The organism is Aulosira sp. FACHB-615 (genome assembly GCF_014698045.1).
In the GTDB taxonomy this organism is placed as follows: Bacteria; Cyanobacteriota; Cyanobacteriia; order Cyanobacteriales; family Nostocaceae; genus Nostoc_B.
In genome coordinates, this window is the sequence record NZ_JACJSE010000023.1 from 1 (window position 1) to 15,567 (window position 15,567).

Consider the following 15,567-nt stretch of genomic DNA (forward strand, 5'->3'; position numbering starts at 1 on the left):
GGTGCGAAAGTTATTTGTTTATCCCCATACTCCCCCGATTTTAATCCAATTGAATTATGGTGGTCACAACTTAAATCTTTTTTACGCAATTTTGCTCCAACTACAACAGAAATGGTTGATAAACTAATCTCAGTTGCACTCGACTTAATAAATCCTCAACATTTAAGAAACTGGTTTGCTAGTTGCTGCTACTGTACCTCATAACAGCCGTAGGTGCTGTATGCTGACTCTCACAGAATAAATAGGTAATTCTGAATGCACTTTTTTGAAACGTAAACTGGGATGGTTTGGGTCTTGTTTAAATTGGCGATATGCTTGGCGGGTTTGCTCTCGCACATTTTCAGGTAAGTTACCAAAAGCTTGGCGAAACTGAGAAGTGATGCGAGAATTCACAATGTATCTGGATCTAGTTGTTGAGTTTTACCTGCTTGATATTCAGCCATTGCTTGGGCTGCTAAGAAAGCTAGTGCATCTGGAGAACGCTCAAAAGCTGCATCCCATTGCTGTTCATCTTCCAGTTCTTCGAGAATCATCTTTGCCATAGCATCTTGTTGACTGACTGGTAAGCTTTTGAGTTTGATAATCGCTTGTTCAAGTAATTCCGTCATGGTGAATAGTTATCCTCTGTTTTATTAATTTTCACACAGAGTTCAGGGCTAAAATCTACTTGAGGTTGGAGCGATCGCCAACTCAGTTAATGTACTTTTACTCAACTATCAGGTAAACTTGCAAACACCTGCGCTACTAAATTTTTTGTCTTATCTTCTAGATTTTGCCAATCTACTTCACCCAACTCATCAATTAAACTAGTATCAATATCCACAGCCTCATTCTCTGGGCTGTAATTGGCGAAACACACTTGATAACACAATTCCCACAAATCAACGCTGACTTGCTGCTCTTGACGTTGCAGCTGCAAATGATATCCTGGATGGGGCATTGGCAACCGAGACAGGGTATTACGGATTTCGTCTGCTTGTTCTGGTGTGGCACTTTCCATCTCTTCCAACAGTCTTGTTACCAAGGCTTTTATTTCGTCAGTGGTACTAGGCGGCCAAATCAGCACATCATGGTAGGTTCCCTTCCAAGCAGATGCGTCGAGTTGCTTGCGAATGTTATCCACAACTCTAATGAAAGCTGGTTGCATGAGGAGTTCAGCCTGTTGCCATGCAACTGGATTGGTTATTTTAGGTGGCATCGGTCGTCAAACGATTTTGGATTTTGGATTTTGGATTTTGGATTGACTCTAACCGCTAGGGTAAAGAGTTTGAGGATTTTAAATTTTGAAAGTTGATTGATATTACGCCTTGACTTGGCGGAGTATAAACCAAAAAAATCTAAAATCGGCTATCTAAAATCTAAAATTGGCACAGTTAATTAACAGGGTTTATAAAAAAGCTACGTATTTATTTCAAATCTTTTCTCAAGATAGCGGATTTCAAGGAAAAAAATTTGGAGATATTTATTACCAGCTGGAAAATTAGGTAATAACTCTGGGGAGGGAATATGATCGGTAAGCTACTGGATAATCGTTACCAAGTAATTCAAGTGCTGGCTAAGGGAGGGTTTGGTCAAACCTACATCGCCCAAGATACAAGACGGCCAGGAAACCCTATCTGCGTTGTCAAGCACCTCAAGCCTACCAGTTCTGACCCCAAAATTTTTGAAACTGCCAAACGCCTGTTCCAAAACGAAGCGGAAACTTTGGAACGTTTGGGATATCATGACCAAGTTCCCCGGCTGCTGGCTTACTTTGACGAAAATCAAGAATTCTTTTTAGTTCAAGAATATATCGAAGGACATCCCTTAACTGATGAACTCATTTCTGGTCAACGCTGGAATGAAAATCAAGTTTTGCAAATGTTACAGGAAGTTTTAGGGATTTTAGAGTTTGTCCATCAGCAAGGTGTGATTCACCGCGATATCAAACCAGATAATATTATTCGCCGTTCTTCAGATCATAAATTAGTTTTAGTAGATTTTGGCGCAGTTAAACAGTTAAGTTCCTCAATGGTGACGGTGGGTGGACAAACTACGGCCACTGTCGTTATTGGGACTCCTGGCTATATGCCCACTGAACAAGGACAAGGTAAACCCCGCCCCAATAGTGATATCTATGCTTTAGGGATGATTGCCATTCAAGCAATTACAGGTGTACCAACTTCTGAGTTACAAGAAGACCCAGATACAGGCGAGATTCGCTGGCAACATTTGGCCCCTGTTAGCTATCGTTTGGCATCTATCTTAACAAAGATGGTGCATTATCACTTTAAAGACCGTTACCAAACAGCCACCGAAGCACTGCAAGCTTGTGTGACTCTGATGAGTCCTGTGTTAACACCAGCTGCACCACCAGAACCGTCGCTAAATCATGCTTACTCTGGGGCGAAACCTGCTGCGTCTTTTCAACCAACTCTCGCACTCGCGCCAGCAAATCCTGGTGTTAGCAAACCTACCCGCAGAACTTCTAGTAAATCTGATCCCCTACCATTATTAATTGGGATACTTTTAGCTGGTAGTGCGGCGGCTTTGGTGGCGAATGTCTATCCGAATGTGAAGAATTTTACCGCTAATTTTACAGGTCAAAATGCCACTGCGGGGAATAAGTGCTTGGCAATGGTGACAGGTAATTCTAATATTCGTTCGGAACCGAGTTCGATTAATTCTGATAATGTTCTCAAAACCATTGGTGAGGACACAGCTTTTGAGGTGACTGGACTGCGGACAAAACGCAATTGGATACAAGTGAAATTAAACTCTGGGCGTTTGGCTTGGGCTTATGCAGATGTGATCTCGAACAATGATGAATGGCTGGGTTGTTTGCGGGATAAAGGTATTGCAATTAAGACTGTTGATGATAGCACGCTAATTGCTGCTAGACCTCTTCCCAAACCAAAGGCGGTTAAAACAACGACTCCACCAGAGACAGCAAATACTGAGGGGGAAAAATCAGAACCAGCAAAAGCTAATGAAAATAGCGACCAGGTTGTGGAACAAGCGAAGAAAAAATATGAGTCAGGAGATTTAGTTGGTGCGATCGCATTATTAAAGTCAATTCCTGCCAATGCTTCTGCTAGTATTCAAGAAACAGGTAAAATCATTAGCCAATGGCAGCAAGATTGGTCTAAGGCTGATGCTCTATTTAATGACATCAACAAAGCAATTGACGATGGTAATTGGGACAAGGTTTTAGATTACAAAAATCATCCCGAAAAGTTACCCGATACCGAATACTGGCGTAATAAAATCGAACCTTTATTTCAACAAGCAGCCGACAATATCGGTAAACAAGCTTTTCCGCCCCAAGAAAAGCAAGATCATCAAAAAACTCCCAAAACAGAGAAACAATAGCGGTTAGGGGCTAGAGAAGAAAGTTTTGTATGAGGGAATATTCTTAGGATGTACGCATAAAAATGATAAATCAAGGGTTGGGGAGAGGGTTAAGGGGTGTAGGGATATGTATCTAAAACCCTTACACCCCAAACCCTTTCACCCAGTCTCAACAGAGAATCTTTGTATGTAAGTCCTGTTAATCTTCTTCTGCGCCAATGTCTTCTTCAGTGTCGTCAGGGTCTAGCGATCGCTCATACTGGAGTTTATTCAACAGCGATAATACCTTAGTACCACGTTCAATAGAACGGTCTTCGATAAAAATTACCTCTGGGGTGCGACGTAGCCTGACTCTAGCGCCAAGTTCACTACGTACATAACCAGTGGCTGACTTTAAACCTGCCATTGTCTCGGCTTTGGCTTCTTCCGTACCATAAATACTGACGTAGATTTTGGCGTGCTGCAAATCGCCAGAAACGTCTACATCAGTTACACTGACCATACCTGTACCCACACGGTCGTCTTTAATGCCGTTGAGTAACATTTGGCTAACTTCCCGTTTGATTAATTCAGCAACACGAGAAATGCGGCGATTTGTAGCCATAAAATCTTTGCCTGTTCACAGAGGTTATAAATAAAGTGCTGAGTGCTTTACACTGAGCGACTTGTACCGAGCGAAGTCGAGGTAAGTCGAGGTGTGAGTGCTGAGTGCTGAGTAACATCAACAACAACAGCCACCCATCGTTCCCAGTCTAAACCGCACTCAAACCCAGCATAGCGCGGAGGGTGAGTGTCAAGAAAGCCAGACCGCCCAGTAATAAGCCGACAACAGCAACTAAGGTGACTGGACGTTTTAACAAGGGCAATAATGGCTCGAATGTGTTCACCAGAAGCCCAACGAGGATTGTAATTAAGTAGCGGGGGTAGCGAAGAACGTTATCCCAAAATCCGTCAAACATGGAAATCTAAACTGCCTTGTTATGAACTGACGTTTGTTTTGATATGCTTTATCTACCTAATTGTAATCTATGCGGATGAAAATTACTCACTTAATATAGAATATGCTGCATTAGCGATATTTTGTTATATTTACTAGCTTAAATTAGTGAACTTATCAGTCAATGGTTATTCAAATGCTTCCAGAAATTTGCCCACGTCCTTTTTTAAAATGGGCAGGGGGTAAAAGTCGGTTAATTCAACAATATATTAATTATTTTCCGAAGTTTTATCAGACTTACTATGAACCCTTTTTAGGTGGTGGTGCGGTTTTTTTTCATTTACAACCAACCACAGCAATCTTAACAGATATTAACGCTGAACTCATTACTACTTATCGCTGCGTCCGGGATCAAGTAGAAGATTTAATTAGCTTATTACAAGCACATAAAGCTAAACATAGTCGAGATTATTATTACAGTGTCCGCTCCCATACAAGTAATAATGATTTAGAAACAGCAGCACGATTAATTTATCTCAATAAAACTTGTTATAACGGTTTATATCGGGTTAATTCTCAAGGTAAATTTAATGTGCCTTTAGGTAGCTATAAAAATCCGAGTATTTGTCAGGAGGATTTACTCAGAGCCGCATCTCAAGCTCTGAAATCATCGGAAATCAGGCAAGCAGATTTTATTAATGTGTTGAATTATGCTAATAGTAGCGATGATTTTGTATTTTGTGATCCGCCTTATCATCCTATTAGCAATACTAGTTATTTTACTGGTTATAATGGCAATTCTTTTGGCGAACAAGACCAAATTCGGTTGCGAAATGTTTGTGCTGAATTAGCAAATCGGGGTGTTAAGGTGATGGTTTGTAATTCCGATTGCGAATTTATCAGAAAAATCTACACAGAAATTAGTTTTAATATTTATGATATCTCTGCATCTCGCTCGATTAATTCTAATACTAAAAAACGAGGAATTATCAGCGAATTATTAATTACTTCTTATTAAAAATTTTTGTTAGCCCAAGCAATAAACCTATCTAAACTGTAAACTCCGAGTAAGTTATGATTTAGGTTCACTTGCTGTCTGAGCCATTGAATTGCACCTTCGCGCATACCTTCACCACCAATCACCACAATTGTTGGGGCTGGATAATATTCTTGAATGTTCATACTCAAATACGGAAACTTTTCATCTACAGAACCGCCACTTTCTTGCCATTTACATTCAATAATTAATCCAGTGGGTGTGATGGGTAAGCCAACAACAAAAAAATCTACTTTTAACAAAGTATTATAAAGACCTGCGCCGATATAAACTTGTTTAGCGTAGCGTTTCGGTAATAAATGAGCAGTTAAAAGATATTCTTTGGTGACATGATTGCCGATTTGGAAATAATTATGTCCGGTTAATATTGCGTCTACATTACTTTCTAAAATGCGCCCTGCCTGATTTGCCCGTTTGCCTTGAGTCATAGTCATTCTCAAGTCCTCCGTCAATTTTCTATATATTCTAGAATTTCATGGAAGCAGGGACATATAGACAGTTACTTAATATGAATTTTCAAAGGGGAAAAAAGTAGGATATTTTTGGTACTTGTGTACTAAAAAAGTAGTGAAAAATGGTTGAGGTTCAGAGTAGTTAACCGCCGATACACGCAGATAAATTTGGGTGAAGAAAACTTCTATGTTCTGTGTGTTGACTTCAGCGATACTCTGCATTGAAACTCAACCAGTTTGAACTTCGCTATTACCGTTACGGATAGACCAAGCAATTTCTAGGAGATGAGTCCAACGTTTTTGCAATTGTTTGGGAGTACATTTTAAGGCTTTAGCGATCGCTTGATCACTATGTCTGGCTGCTTTTAATTGCAAAATTTGTTGCTGTTGGGGGGAAAGTACTTGAATAAAAGTTTCCCACTGTTGGGAAGACAAGCCTAATTTTTGTTCTAAACCTGCACCTAACCATTGATGAACCAATTGCCATTGGTGCTGCTTGGCGAACTTTTCAACATGATATTTAAAGCGTTGTTGCAGATAATCACGCTGGCGGCTAGTTAAACCGAGAATTTGGTCAATTTCGGGCGCAGACAGGTCTTGCAGCTTCAAGCTGAGGTAATCGATACAGTCAGATTGACCTTGAGATTCTAAATATTTTACTAATTCTGAGATGACGCGATCGCGTTCTGATTCTTCCGACAAATCACCATGACCTTGAGCAATCATTTTAGAGCGGATTTGCTGCACTGCTGGATTACGTTGGTAAGATTCAGCATCTTCACCCTTCGCTGACTCCACTGCCATTTCAATATCTACAGGAGTTTCTTGGGGTTGACGACGGGCAAAACCTTGAGCGCGTAAGATAATTAACTGTTGATTATTGCCACCAGGTAAATTAATCCGGCGTTTGGCATACTGTTCTGTAAATGCCATATATTCCGCTAATTGCAGCTGAGTGCGTGGTTGATAATCTTCAGCCAATTCGTTTTCCCGGCGGAAAGCTTTAATCGCCTCAATATAAAAAGCTTGGAGGAAATCTTCTATTAAATTGTAACGTGCATCAAAACCGTATTCTGAACCTGATGGCATAACATGACGGTAAACCATCGCACCTAAACTACTGTGTAACTCTACCCGTCCCCGCCGAGAACCAAGTTGGTAGTAGTGCAGACACTTGTGCAGACGGTGTTTTGCTAAAGTTAGCTGCCAAGATTGAACTTGTCCAGATGTTTGGATACGGGAACTTTTATCACAAATTCTTCTGACTTCTTTGGCTATGCGTTGCGCTACAGCTTTTACACATCCAGAACTTGCCTTGACTTGCGCCTGTATTTCCTGACACAGCAATTGTATTAAAGTATCTGCCTCTGAGAATTCTTCAATAGCAACATTGCTAACAACAAAATTGGGTGTGGAGGTTGGTAGATTTACAAGGTTAGCTTTCATGAATTTTCCTAGGGTAGGGTATAGCACCGTAACTACAACGCAAAGATAGCATCTGAAAACGTTCTTGTCTGGAAAGTTATTAAGTATTCATCCATACAAGATTCATTGCCAGCACTGCTTATGTATATGACTGTAGGAAATTTAAAAAAGTTACAGTGAAAGTAATGTGTCGCTTTTTGACACCGTAACCAAATTGCAGACAACACAAATATAAGCATCGCGTCCACAATTGGTGCAAATCCTTGCTAGATATACTTTTACTCCTATCCTGACTACCCACTCCCAGCCATGACTTAGTATGACAATCCCCAAACTGGAGCGTTTTTAACCGAGGTTTGCGAAACGGCAGGTTCAGTTTGTGAAGTATGTTTCTTAAACCCAAGCTGCTACTGCTTCCCAACCTAACCCCCGTCTCGTAATCATTGGTTCGTCTCCTGTCAAGTCCAAAATTGTCGATACTTGATATGTTGGTTCTTCACCCGTGTCTACAATTACATCCACTAAGTTATCCAGATAATCAAATAACTCTACCCGTGATAGCTGCGGTTCACCTTCTGAGCTAAATTTCCCATTATCCGCCTCATGACTTGGCAAATGTGCCGAAGTGGAAATAATCGGGTTTTCTAACGCTTCTAGCAAAGCCAGACATACAGTATGATTCGGTACGCGAATCCCAGTTGTTTTCCGCTTAGGATTTTGTACCAGTCGCGGTACTAACTTAGTGGCGGGGAGCAGAAATGTGTAAGGGCCGGGAATCAGCCGCTTCATCAATCTATAAGCTGTATCGCTGACAAACGCATAAGTCGCTACATTTGACAATGAAGGACACAAAAATGTTAATGGTTTATCATTCGCTAACTGCTTGATTTTCCTCACTCTTTCCACCGCCGACTTGGCATTTAAATCACAACCGATCGCATAGACCGTATCAGTAGGGTAAAGCATGACCGCCCCATTTGAGAGCGCAGACTTTATCTCTTCTATTCGGCGGCTTTGGGGATTATCCGGATGCACTGTGAAAATTTTTGCCATAGAAACACGGTGATTTGAAAAAGGGGACGAGAGACATAAGGAAGACAAGGAAGCAGGGGGATAATAACTAATGACAAGTGACTATTGACTAACCCCTATGAGTAAAATAGCTTATCTTCAATGTCCAACGGGAATTTCTGGTGATATGTGCCTGGGAGCCTTAGTCAGTCTGGGTGTTCCTGTAGAGTATTTGGTGACAAAATTAAATGATTTAGGAATTGCTCAGGAGTACCATTTACGGGCGGAACTTGTCCAAAAAAATGGTCAACAGGCAACGAAGGTTCATGTGGATTTAGTCGAGGATGATCATGATCATCATCACCACGAACATCATCACCATCATGGCCGCCATCTGCCAGAAATTGAGCTTATGATTCGTCAGGCAAAGCTACCAACACGGGCGGAAGCTTGGAGTTTAGCAGTATTCCAACAATTAGCAGTAGCAGAGGGGGCAGTGCATGGAGTTGCGCCAGAAAAAGTCCACTTCCATGAAGTCGGTGCCGTGGATGCAATTGTAGATATTGTTGGCACTTGTTTGGGTTTAGATTGGTTGGGCATTGATAGCGATCGCTCAGGATTCCCCTTACTTTACTGTGCGGCATTGCCAACAGGTGGAGGTACGGTGCGGGCTGCACATGGTCAAATGGCGGTACCAGTGCCAGCAGTGTTGAAATTATGGGAAATGAGAAGTTGCCCGGTTTACAGTAACGGCATTGAAAAGGAACTGGTAACACCAACAGGAGCTGCGATCGCTACCACATTAGTCAGAGAATTTGGTAATCCGCCATCGATGACACTCAAACAAGTGGGATTGGGAGCGGGAACTATCAATCTTCCTATTCCCAATATACTACGCCTGTGGCTGGGTGAAAGCACCAGCCTTCAGGCAGATGTCCGCAATTTTCAAGAAATCAGCCCGATTTTAGAACCCATCTCCGTACTCGAAACTCAAATTGATGACTTAAGTCCCCAAGCAATTGGCTATGTGTTTGAAGCCTTATTTGCCGCAGGTGCAGTGGATGTCTTCACCCAACCCATAGGTATGAAAAAATCCCGTCCTGGTATCTTATTAACAGTTATCTGTCATCAAGATAATTTAACCCAATGTGAAGCAGTTTTATTCCGTGAAACCAGCACTTTAGGTATTCGCCGCACCACCCAACAACGCGCCATCCTCCAACGGGAAATTCAACAAATAGAAACAAAATATGGCAAAGTACGTGTCAAAGTCGCATGGCAAGGAACATCGCCAGATAAATCAATCACCAATGTACAGCCAGAATATGAAGACTGCGCCGAATTAGCCAGACAACACAATCTGCCTTGGCGAGAAGTTCACAGAGTTGCCCTGCAACATTGGTATTCGTAAAATAATTTATGAAATTCTCTTTCTTTTCCTTCTTTGTGTCCTTTGCGTCCTTTGCGGTTCGTTAAAAAGAATATCTTTTCACAACTCATTTAGGATTGCTATAGGATTGCTATATACTAATAATAATAAAGGAGTTAGAAAAAATTATTCTAACTCCTCTCTTTTTTATTCCCTACGGTAAATTAACTAAATTCTAGTCAATATTTCTCAATGTCCGGTTGACTGTATCACCAGCATCTTCGCCTGCGCGTTGAGCATTTTTTGTTAAGTCTTGAGCCGCATCACTGGTGTTTTCTTTGATATTTTCTAAACCACGTTTTGTTCCCTTCGCTACACCTTCTGCTGTTCCTTGAACAGAACTACCAATATCTTCACCTAAGTTTTTCACTCTTTCTGGGAAAGGTGTACCTTGGCGATAATTACGAGCATATTGTTCTGCGCTATCAATGCCTTTTTCGTTAATATTTCTTTCGGCATTACGGCTTAAATCTTCGGCTCGATTTTTAGCGGCTTTTTCAAAATTTTTCGCTCTCGGATCTACATCACTAAAGTTATTCATCCCACCTTCAGGAGAATTGAGGTTATAAGATTTTGTGGGGTCATAACGCTCAGTATTAGGTGATTGGGCGCTGGGTTGTGGTGGTTGACCTGCAATACTAGGTCGGTTACAAGCTTGTGTCAAAATCAGAAACACACCTGCTAAGAAAACACTTAACACTTTCAAAGGGCGAATATTCTTGAACCAATTAATGACTCTGTTCATAGTTTTACTCCTGTTTCAATTTGGTATCAGTTAAAAATTTATGGAAGTTTCCCACACTAGAACAAAAATTCTATCTGCCGACTGCCGGATTTTTTTGTAATTCTGGTCTAGCACTTGCTTCATCAGCTTTTTCTTTAACAAAGCTGCTGGCATCTTGAAATTGTTCTTTTACAGTTTCCAGCCGTTCTTGCACACGACTTCCTAAATCTGGTTCATTTTGAATTAAATTTCCAGGTTCAGGTTTTTGAAAGTTTTTCTTGGTAATTATTGGTAATTCTTTTTCTTTTTCAACTCTGCCTTGCGGAGTTTCTGCACCAGGGTAGAGGATTTCTGATTCTGGATTTGTCGCAATTAATAAACTAGAAGGTAAATAAGCGTTATTGCTTAAATTTCTAGTATATTTATCTCCACCATTTTTATAAGGATTGTTTGCACCACCAGCTTGTACAGCAGGATTTTGAGGATTTACACCTGTAACATCTCCACTACTACAAGCAGTGCTAACTATCAAAATCATACCTGCCAAAAATACTGTTATAACTTGGCGTAGTCTGAGGTTTTTCCATAACGCCGTTAAATTTTTCATCATTGCCTCCTTGCAACTATGAACAAGTTTATTTGCTGGTTTAATAGTTAATTAAGCAAGTTAAATTCTTGTTTTAGTTGACTTTTGTTTGACCAACAATTTCCCATATTAATTAGTAAATATTAATCAAACATCTGGCTTAAGTCGCATTATATTCAATGATTATGTAATAATTACATCTGACTGTAGAGAGATAAGACTTAGCTAAAGTGATGAAGCAATTTTTACGCTGGTTGATTTTGGGTGGGACACTATTTTTTGTTGCCAAAGCCTTAAAGGATAATTGGGTAGGAGTAACAACTATCAGAATTGATGCAGCAGGATGGGCAATTTTAGCGATCGCCACTGGGGTAACTTTATTAGCACATACGTGGGCTGGCTGGATTTGGACTTGGGTTTTGCGCGATTTAAATCAACCCGTACCATCGATTCCATTTATTCAAGCCTATTTAAAAACTAATATCGCCAAATATCTTCCGGGTAATGTTTGGCATTATTATGGGCGGATTATGGCTGCGAAAAATGCCAATGTTTCTGGAGGGGTAGCAACCATTAGTGTCTTATTAGAACCATTACTTATGGCCGCAGCCGCTTTAATAATTGTGGTTTTATTTGGCAGTCAGTTGGCTGTGACTCAAACTAATTTAGCTCTCAAAATATTACAATTTGTGATTTTAGTTGTGATACTTTGTGGCATACATCCTTGGTTTTTAAACCCAGTAATTCGCTTTTTATACAGATTAAAAAATAAAAAATCACCTAATAGAAATCAGCCACAAGTAACTATCAATCTTGAACGTTATCCCTTTCGCCCTTTGTTAGGAGAAGTTGGATTTTTAGGACTGCGTAGTTTAGGGTTTATTTTGACTATGTTGGCAATTTACCCCATAAATCTTAGCCAATTTCCTTTATTATTCGGGGGTTTTAGTATTGCTTGGCTGCTAGGGCTAGTAGTTCCCGGTGCGCCAGGGGGGATAGGTGTATTTGAAGCTACAGCGATCGCACTTTTGCAGAATCGTTTTCCCTCGGCGGTCGTGATTAGTGCGATCGCTTTATATCGTCTCATCAGCATCTTAGCGGAGACATCCGGTGCGGCTTTAGCTTGGCTAGACGAACGTTTAGTCAAAACCAATAACTAAAATAGTATAGGAATCCGGTTTGATTTCTGAATTTATTTGTGTAGGTAGGCAATAGGGAATGGGGAATCGGGAGTAGGAAAGAAGCCTGATCTGAGTGTACTGATTTTTTTCCAAAATCAAATATTAGTCCTATATGAATATTAAATCTCAGTTTGAATTTCAATCAGTTTTTGTCGAGAAGAGAAACCTGATTTAATACTGACATAAGACTTCGGCACATCAAATTTATCAGCTAAAACCTTAATTAATTCTTCATTCGCCTTCCCATCAATCGGCGGCGATTTTAAATATACAGTTAAACTTCCATCTGCTTGTTCTTCGACTTTTTGTTGTTTAGAATTAGGTTTGACTTTTACTCTTTTTTGCATTGCCTATTTTCCTAGCCACAGCCAACATAAAATGCAACCAAATATATCATAAGCAAAATATCCAATTTTCAAGAGAGTATATTTCTCTTTTTCCCACTACCTCTGACTTGAAAGAGGGTGTACGGGTGTAAGGGTATGGGGGTGTAGGGGAAGGATATCTTTTTAGTTAGCAGTCCCTAAATAAAAAGCCCATCGCTGTGACGATGAGCAAGAAAAAGATGATGAATATTTTTGAGTTACGATTGTGACGCATTTTCTACAAATTAGAAACTCAACAAAATTTTACCCGTCATAACTTGAATCTCAAATAAAGTTATGGATATCTTTTACTACCAGCCCCTACTACACCAATTTTATGACGATAGGAAAGTTCTGCACCAAACCACCCAGAAACACTAGTCAGAGTTCCCACCACCAGAGATATTAATAATCCCCAAGGTAAAATCCGGGCTTCTGCGTCACCCCAACGCAAAATAAAGTTCAACAGCGTTAAAACAAGGATAGAAACATTCAATATCAGGTGCGCCCAACCAGCCGTGCGTTTACGGACTCGCTCAATTTTCAAAAAGTCGCTTAACCCGATCGCAGCTGCAATTAAACCTCCAACCAATCCGAGTCCAATCAACCACAAAGAAGCCCGCGCCCAGAAATAATCACGAGTTAACCAATAGCCAAAATCGCTTCCTAAAGCTGCTGCTAAAAAGGCTATCGGGAAAATTACGCTTAAAGGGTGTAAAGGATGTCCGGCGATCGCAACTGTGCTAGGTACGCCAGTATCACGATACTCTCGATCATCACTCTCAATCATCGGTGGAATATTGGGAAAAGGACTAGAAGCCGATGTTGTGTCTGAAGTTTCCATAGTTTCCATAAATAATGATCCTTTGTTTAAGCAGAGGGAATTTGTTCTACATAAGCTTCTGCTTGCAGCGTTAATTTACTTGGTTCTACTTTTATTTGCTTAACTCGCAAGCTCATACCTTCTAAATCAAAATTAGATAAATTGAGAATTTCGCTAGTTTGCTCAATCAAAGCTTTTGTTAATTCTGGTGAGATTTCTTCACCTCCGCCATACTCGACATTTTCTAACGATACAGTTTCTCCATTAGCACTGACTTTAGGTATTGCAGAGAAAGCAACTTGTTGAATTTCTCTTGTTTCCTTTAATTGAATGGTTGCATTGAGCCATATCTTTTGATGATCAAGTAAGCGAAATTCTACCGATTGGGGTTCTATACTCATGAGTTGACCATTAATATGCACTTTCTGGTTTTGAAGTTGCGATCGTACATATTCCGAATTAAAAGCACGGTTGATATCATTTTCAGTCAATACAACTCTTGCACTAGCTTCTGTCGGTTTAGTCAATTCAATTTTGCCAAAAGCCACACTTAAAGTATTAATGGCAACATTCCCCATTTGCATTTCTAATTCCTCCATTCGGAGGTCTTGCTGCATCACCAAACCTTCACCTGATATTGTGACTGCATCGACTTGCCCCTGAAGCATTTTTATTGGATCAGTTTTGATGTTGACATCTAGATTTTCCACTTCATCCAATTGGCTAGATAATCCTATTTCGGCAGCTTTATTTAGTGCTTGCTCTCCGATTCCAGGGCTTTCTGACATCGCACTCTTATCTCGTGTTTGACTCTCTTTGGACAATTTAGAAAAATAATTGCAAAATTTTATCTACCCAACGATGGAGACAAAAATTATTCTGTGTATCTCTAAAAGAAGAATCAGAAACTCTATATGTAAAAAAAGATTGTTTTCTATCTAGAGTTCTGAAATTAATCGCTCAAAAGAAAGAGGAAAGATGATTAAGTCTTATGACAAGCTGTGACTAGTAATAATCCGATTGCTTTTTGAGGAGAACTTCAGAATGGTATTAACTTTAGATGATACAAAGCGCGATGCTATTGCTAGTAAATTAGCTAGTATTAAATTAGTTCAACAATTATTGATTGAAAATGAAGAGCTATTTTTGAGAGAATCTACAGATAGTGAAATTTCTGATCGTATCCGTGACTTTCTAGAAGACGATCGCAAAAATCTGGGCATCATCGAAACTGTAATCGTGCAGTATGGTATTCAGAAAGAACCGAAACAAACTGTTCAGCAAATGGTTGAACAAGTTCGCAAACTGATGCAAGGCTCGGAACTGAGTTTCTACGAAAAAGTATCCCAGCACGAATTATTAAAGCATCAACAAGTTTTGAGTGGCTTGTTAGTCCATAAAGCAGCACAAAAAGTTGGTGCTGATGTTCTAGCAGCCATTGGGCCTATCAATCCCGTTAACTTTGAAAACCGCGCTCACCAAGAGCAACTCAAAGGTATTATCGAAATCTTAGGTGTGCGTGAGTTAACTGGACAAGATGCAGACCAAGGAATTTGGGCAAGAGTCCAAGATGCGATCGCAGCCTTTAGCGGCGCAGTAGGTAGTGCTGTTACCCAAGGTACTGACAAACAAGATATGAACATCCAAGACGTGATTCGCTTGGATCATAACAAAGTAAATATCTTGTTTACTGAATTGCTCCAAAGCAATGATCCACAAAAGATTCAAGAATACTTTGGTCAAATCTACAAAGATTTAACTGCCCATGCTGAAGCTGAAGAAGAAGTAGTTTACCCCAGAGTTCGCTCTTTCTATGGTGAAGGCGATACCCAAGAACTCTATGATGAACAAGCCGAAATGAAGCGGCTTTTAAATCAAATCAAAGGTATTAGTCCTTCAACCTCTGAATTTAAAGATAGAATCAAAAATTTGATGGATATTGTTGGCGACCACATTCGTCAAGAAGAAAGCACAATGTTTGCTGCCATCCGCAACAACTTGAACACTCAACAAAGTGAGCAACTCGCTACCGAATTTAAAGCAGCTAAAGCCAAAATTCAACAACGATTGGGTGGAACTGCAACTGGAGCAAATGTCTAATTTATATCGGACTTACGCACCAAGATTGTCTGTGGAGGCTGGGTTTAGGGGTTAAAGGGGTATGGGGTGTAAGAGTTTTAGATACATACACCTCCATACCCCTACACCCTTATACCCTTGATATTTTGTCTTAGAGGTTGTTTTAAA

At 40.2% G+C, this 15,567-nt stretch carries 19 protein-coding genes; 6 read left to right on the plus strand and 13 right to left on the minus strand.

Annotation, left to right across the window (positions count from 1 at the left end; translation table 11 throughout):
• On the plus strand, window positions 1–204 hold a 204-nt coding region (locus H6G77_RS26030; RefSeq protein WP_190870516.1), incomplete at its 5' end, for a transposase.
• Here H6G77_RS26030 and H6G77_RS26035 read toward each other — a convergent pair.
• The 3 genes from H6G77_RS26035 to H6G77_RS26045 form a co-directional block, all read right to left on the minus strand.
• Window positions 199–393, minus strand: a complete 195-nt coding sequence (locus H6G77_RS26035; RefSeq protein WP_190873097.1) for a hypothetical protein — start codon at window positions 391–393, stop codon at window positions 199–201. The genes H6G77_RS26030 and H6G77_RS26035 overlap by 6 nt on opposite strands.
• On the minus strand, window positions 390–608 hold the full coding sequence (locus tag H6G77_RS26040) for a hypothetical protein (RefSeq protein WP_190674786.1): 219 nt from the start codon (window positions 606–608) through the stop codon (window positions 390–392). The genes H6G77_RS26035 and H6G77_RS26040 overlap by 4 nt, the downstream gene beginning before the upstream one ends.
• 101 nt (window positions 609–709) lie before the next feature.
• The gene (locus H6G77_RS26045) at window positions 710–1,198 is read right to left on the minus strand and encodes a hypothetical protein (RefSeq protein WP_190591002.1); all 489 of its coding nucleotides are present in this window, start codon (window positions 1,196–1,198) and stop codon (window positions 710–712) included.
• Window positions 1,199–1,506: 308 nt separating this feature from the next.
• Here H6G77_RS26045 and H6G77_RS26050 point away from each other — a divergent pair, with 308 nt between their 5' ends.
• Window positions 1,507–3,351 (plus strand): serine/threonine protein kinase, encoded by a 1,845-nt coding sequence (locus H6G77_RS26050; protein ID WP_190873098.1) that lies wholly within the window; start codon window positions 1,507–1,509, stop codon window positions 3,349–3,351.
• 178 nt (window positions 3,352–3,529) lie between these two features.
• Here the strand turns inward: H6G77_RS26050 and rbfA are convergent, their stop codons facing one another.
• Both rbfA and H6G77_RS26060 read right to left on the minus strand, forming a co-directional pair.
• Window positions 3,530–3,934 carry a 30S ribosome-binding factor RbfA gene (gene rbfA, locus H6G77_RS26055; protein WP_190590998.1) on the minus strand — a complete coding sequence of 135 codons (405 nt, stop codon included), beginning with the start codon at window positions 3,932–3,934 and terminating at the stop codon, window positions 3,530–3,532.
• Between the two features lie 148 nt (window positions 3,935–4,082).
• A complete protein-coding gene (locus tag H6G77_RS26060; RefSeq protein WP_190873099.1) occupies window positions 4,083–4,289 on the minus strand; it encodes a DUF751 family protein in 207 nt (68 codons plus the stop codon).
• A 162-nt stretch (window positions 4,290–4,451) separates the two neighbouring features.
• On the opposite strand from H6G77_RS26060, the gene H6G77_RS26065 reads away from it, so the two are divergent.
• Window positions 4,452–5,285 (plus strand): DNA adenine methylase, encoded by an 834-nt coding sequence (locus tag H6G77_RS26065; RefSeq protein WP_190873100.1) that lies wholly within the window; start codon window positions 4,452–4,454, stop codon window positions 5,283–5,285.
• Here the strand turns inward: H6G77_RS26065 and H6G77_RS26070 are convergent.
• The 3 genes from H6G77_RS26070 to H6G77_RS26080 all read right to left on the minus strand — a co-directional run bounded on the left by H6G77_RS26070 (window position 5,282) and on the right by H6G77_RS26080 (window position 8,254).
• Complete coding sequence (locus tag H6G77_RS26070) at window positions 5,282–5,758, minus strand: PD-(D/E)XK nuclease superfamily protein (protein WP_190590993.1); 477 nt, start codon at window positions 5,756–5,758, stop codon at window positions 5,282–5,284. The genes H6G77_RS26065 and H6G77_RS26070 overlap by 4 nt on opposite strands.
• Window positions 5,759–6,004: 246 nt before the next feature.
• On the minus strand, window positions 6,005–7,222 hold the full coding sequence (locus H6G77_RS26075) for a HetZ-related protein (RefSeq protein WP_190590991.1): 1,218 nt from the start codon (window positions 7,220–7,222) through the stop codon (window positions 6,005–6,007).
• 372 nt (window positions 7,223–7,594) lie between these two features.
• Window positions 7,595–8,254, minus strand: a complete 660-nt coding sequence (locus tag H6G77_RS26080; protein WP_190590989.1) for an L-threonylcarbamoyladenylate synthase — start codon at window positions 8,252–8,254, stop codon at window positions 7,595–7,597.
• Between the two features lie 97 nt (window positions 8,255–8,351).
• Between H6G77_RS26080 and larC the strand changes: the two genes are divergently transcribed.
• On the plus strand, window positions 8,352–9,623 hold the full coding sequence (gene larC, locus H6G77_RS26085; RefSeq protein WP_190873101.1) for a nickel pincer cofactor biosynthesis protein LarC: 1,272 nt from the start codon (window positions 8,352–8,354) through the stop codon (window positions 9,621–9,623).
• Between the two features lie 193 nt (window positions 9,624–9,816).
• Here the strand turns inward: larC and H6G77_RS26090 are convergent, their stop codons facing one another.
• Together H6G77_RS26090 and H6G77_RS26095 are read right to left on the minus strand one after the other, a co-directional pair.
• The gene (locus H6G77_RS26090; RefSeq protein ID WP_190674773.1) at window positions 9,817–10,386 is read right to left on the minus strand and encodes a hypothetical protein; all 570 of its coding nucleotides are present in this window, start codon (window positions 10,384–10,386) and stop codon (window positions 9,817–9,819) included.
• Window positions 10,387–10,456: 70 nt separating this feature from the next.
• Window positions 10,457–10,972 (minus strand): DUF6658 family protein, encoded by a 516-nt coding sequence (locus H6G77_RS26095; RefSeq protein ID WP_190873126.1) that lies wholly within the window; start codon window positions 10,970–10,972, stop codon window positions 10,457–10,459.
• 212 nt (window positions 10,973–11,184) lie between these two features.
• Here H6G77_RS26095 and H6G77_RS26100 point away from each other — a divergent pair, with 212 nt between their 5' ends.
• The gene (locus H6G77_RS26100; protein WP_190674770.1) at window positions 11,185–12,111 is read left to right on the plus strand and encodes a lysylphosphatidylglycerol synthase domain-containing protein; all 927 of its coding nucleotides are present in this window, start codon (window positions 11,185–11,187) and stop codon (window positions 12,109–12,111) included.
• A gap of 140 nt (window positions 12,112–12,251) precedes the next feature.
• On the opposite strand, the gene H6G77_RS26105 is transcribed toward H6G77_RS26100, so the two are convergent.
• The 3 genes from H6G77_RS26105 to H6G77_RS26115 all read right to left on the minus strand — a co-directional run bounded on the left by H6G77_RS26105 (window position 12,252) and on the right by H6G77_RS26115 (window position 14,108).
• Entirely contained in the window at window positions 12,252–12,479 is a 228-nt protein-coding gene (locus H6G77_RS26105; protein ID WP_190590983.1) for a DUF167 domain-containing protein, read from the minus strand.
• Between the two features lie 313 nt (window positions 12,480–12,792).
• Complete coding sequence (locus tag H6G77_RS26110) at window positions 12,793–13,341, minus strand: DUF2231 domain-containing protein (RefSeq protein ID WP_190591115.1); 549 nt, start codon at window positions 13,339–13,341, stop codon at window positions 12,793–12,795.
• A gap of 26 nt (window positions 13,342–13,367) precedes the next feature.
• Window positions 13,368–14,108, minus strand: coding sequence for a DUF2993 domain-containing protein (locus tag H6G77_RS26115; RefSeq protein ID WP_190674766.1), 741 nt, complete (start codon window positions 14,106–14,108; stop codon window positions 13,368–13,370).
• A 256-nt stretch (window positions 14,109–14,364) separates the two neighbouring features.
• Between H6G77_RS26115 and H6G77_RS26120 the strand changes: the two genes are divergently transcribed.
• Window positions 14,365–15,420 carry a hemerythrin domain-containing protein gene (locus H6G77_RS26120; RefSeq protein WP_190674763.1) on the plus strand — a complete coding sequence of 352 codons (1,056 nt, stop codon included), beginning with the start codon at window positions 14,365–14,367 and terminating at the stop codon, window positions 15,418–15,420.
• Window positions 15,421–15,567 lie beyond the last annotated feature (147 nt).

Coding starts and splice junctions, on each gene's coding strand:
- H6G77_RS26075 (WP_190590991.1), bottom strand. CDS start 7,222: ATGAAAGCTAACCTTGTAAATCTACCAACCTCCACACCCAATTTTGTT.
- H6G77_RS26080 (WP_190590989.1), bottom strand. CDS start 8,254: ATGGCAAAAATTTTCACAGTGCATCCGGATAATCCCCAAAGCCGCCGA.
- H6G77_RS26060 (WP_190873099.1), bottom strand. CDS start 4,289: ATGTTTGACGGATTTTGGGATAACGTTCTTCGCTACCCCCGCTACTTA.
- H6G77_RS26050 (WP_190873098.1), top strand. CDS start 1,507: ATGATCGGTAAGCTACTGGATAATCGTTACCAAGTAATTCAAGTGCTG.
- H6G77_RS26045 (WP_190591002.1), bottom strand. CDS start 1,198: ATGCCACCTAAAATAACCAATCCAGTTGCATGGCAACAGGCTGAACTC.
- H6G77_RS26070 (WP_190590993.1), bottom strand. CDS start 5,758: ATGACTATGACTCAAGGCAAACGGGCAAATCAGGCAGGGCGCATTTTA.
- rbfA (WP_190590998.1), bottom strand. CDS start 3,934: ATGGCTACAAATCGCCGCATTTCTCGTGTTGCTGAATTAATCAAACGG.
- H6G77_RS26090 (WP_190674773.1), bottom strand. CDS start 10,386: ATGAACAGAGTCATTAATTGGTTCAAGAATATTCGCCCTTTGAAAGTG.
- H6G77_RS26120 (WP_190674763.1), top strand. CDS start 14,365: ATGGTATTAACTTTAGATGATACAAAGCGCGATGCTATTGCTAGTAAA.
- H6G77_RS26115 (WP_190674766.1), bottom strand. CDS start 14,108: ATGTCAGAAAGCCCTGGAATCGGAGAGCAAGCACTAAATAAAGCTGCC.
- H6G77_RS26105 (WP_190590983.1), bottom strand. CDS start 12,479: ATGCAAAAAAGAGTAAAAGTCAAACCTAATTCTAAACAACAAAAAGTC.
- H6G77_RS26095 (WP_190873126.1), bottom strand. CDS start 10,972: ATGAAAAATTTAACGGCGTTATGGAAAAACCTCAGACTACGCCAAGTT.
- larC (WP_190873101.1), top strand. CDS start 8,352: ATGAGTAAAATAGCTTATCTTCAATGTCCAACGGGAATTTCTGGTGAT.
- H6G77_RS26100 (WP_190674770.1), top strand. CDS start 11,185: ATGAAGCAATTTTTACGCTGGTTGATTTTGGGTGGGACACTATTTTTT.
- H6G77_RS26065 (WP_190873100.1), top strand. CDS start 4,452: ATGGTTATTCAAATGCTTCCAGAAATTTGCCCACGTCCTTTTTTAAAA.
- H6G77_RS26040 (WP_190674786.1), bottom strand. CDS start 608: ATGACGGAATTACTTGAACAAGCGATTATCAAACTCAAAAGCTTACCA.
- H6G77_RS26110 (WP_190591115.1), bottom strand. CDS start 13,341: ATGGAAACTTCAGACACAACATCGGCTTCTAGTCCTTTTCCCAATATT.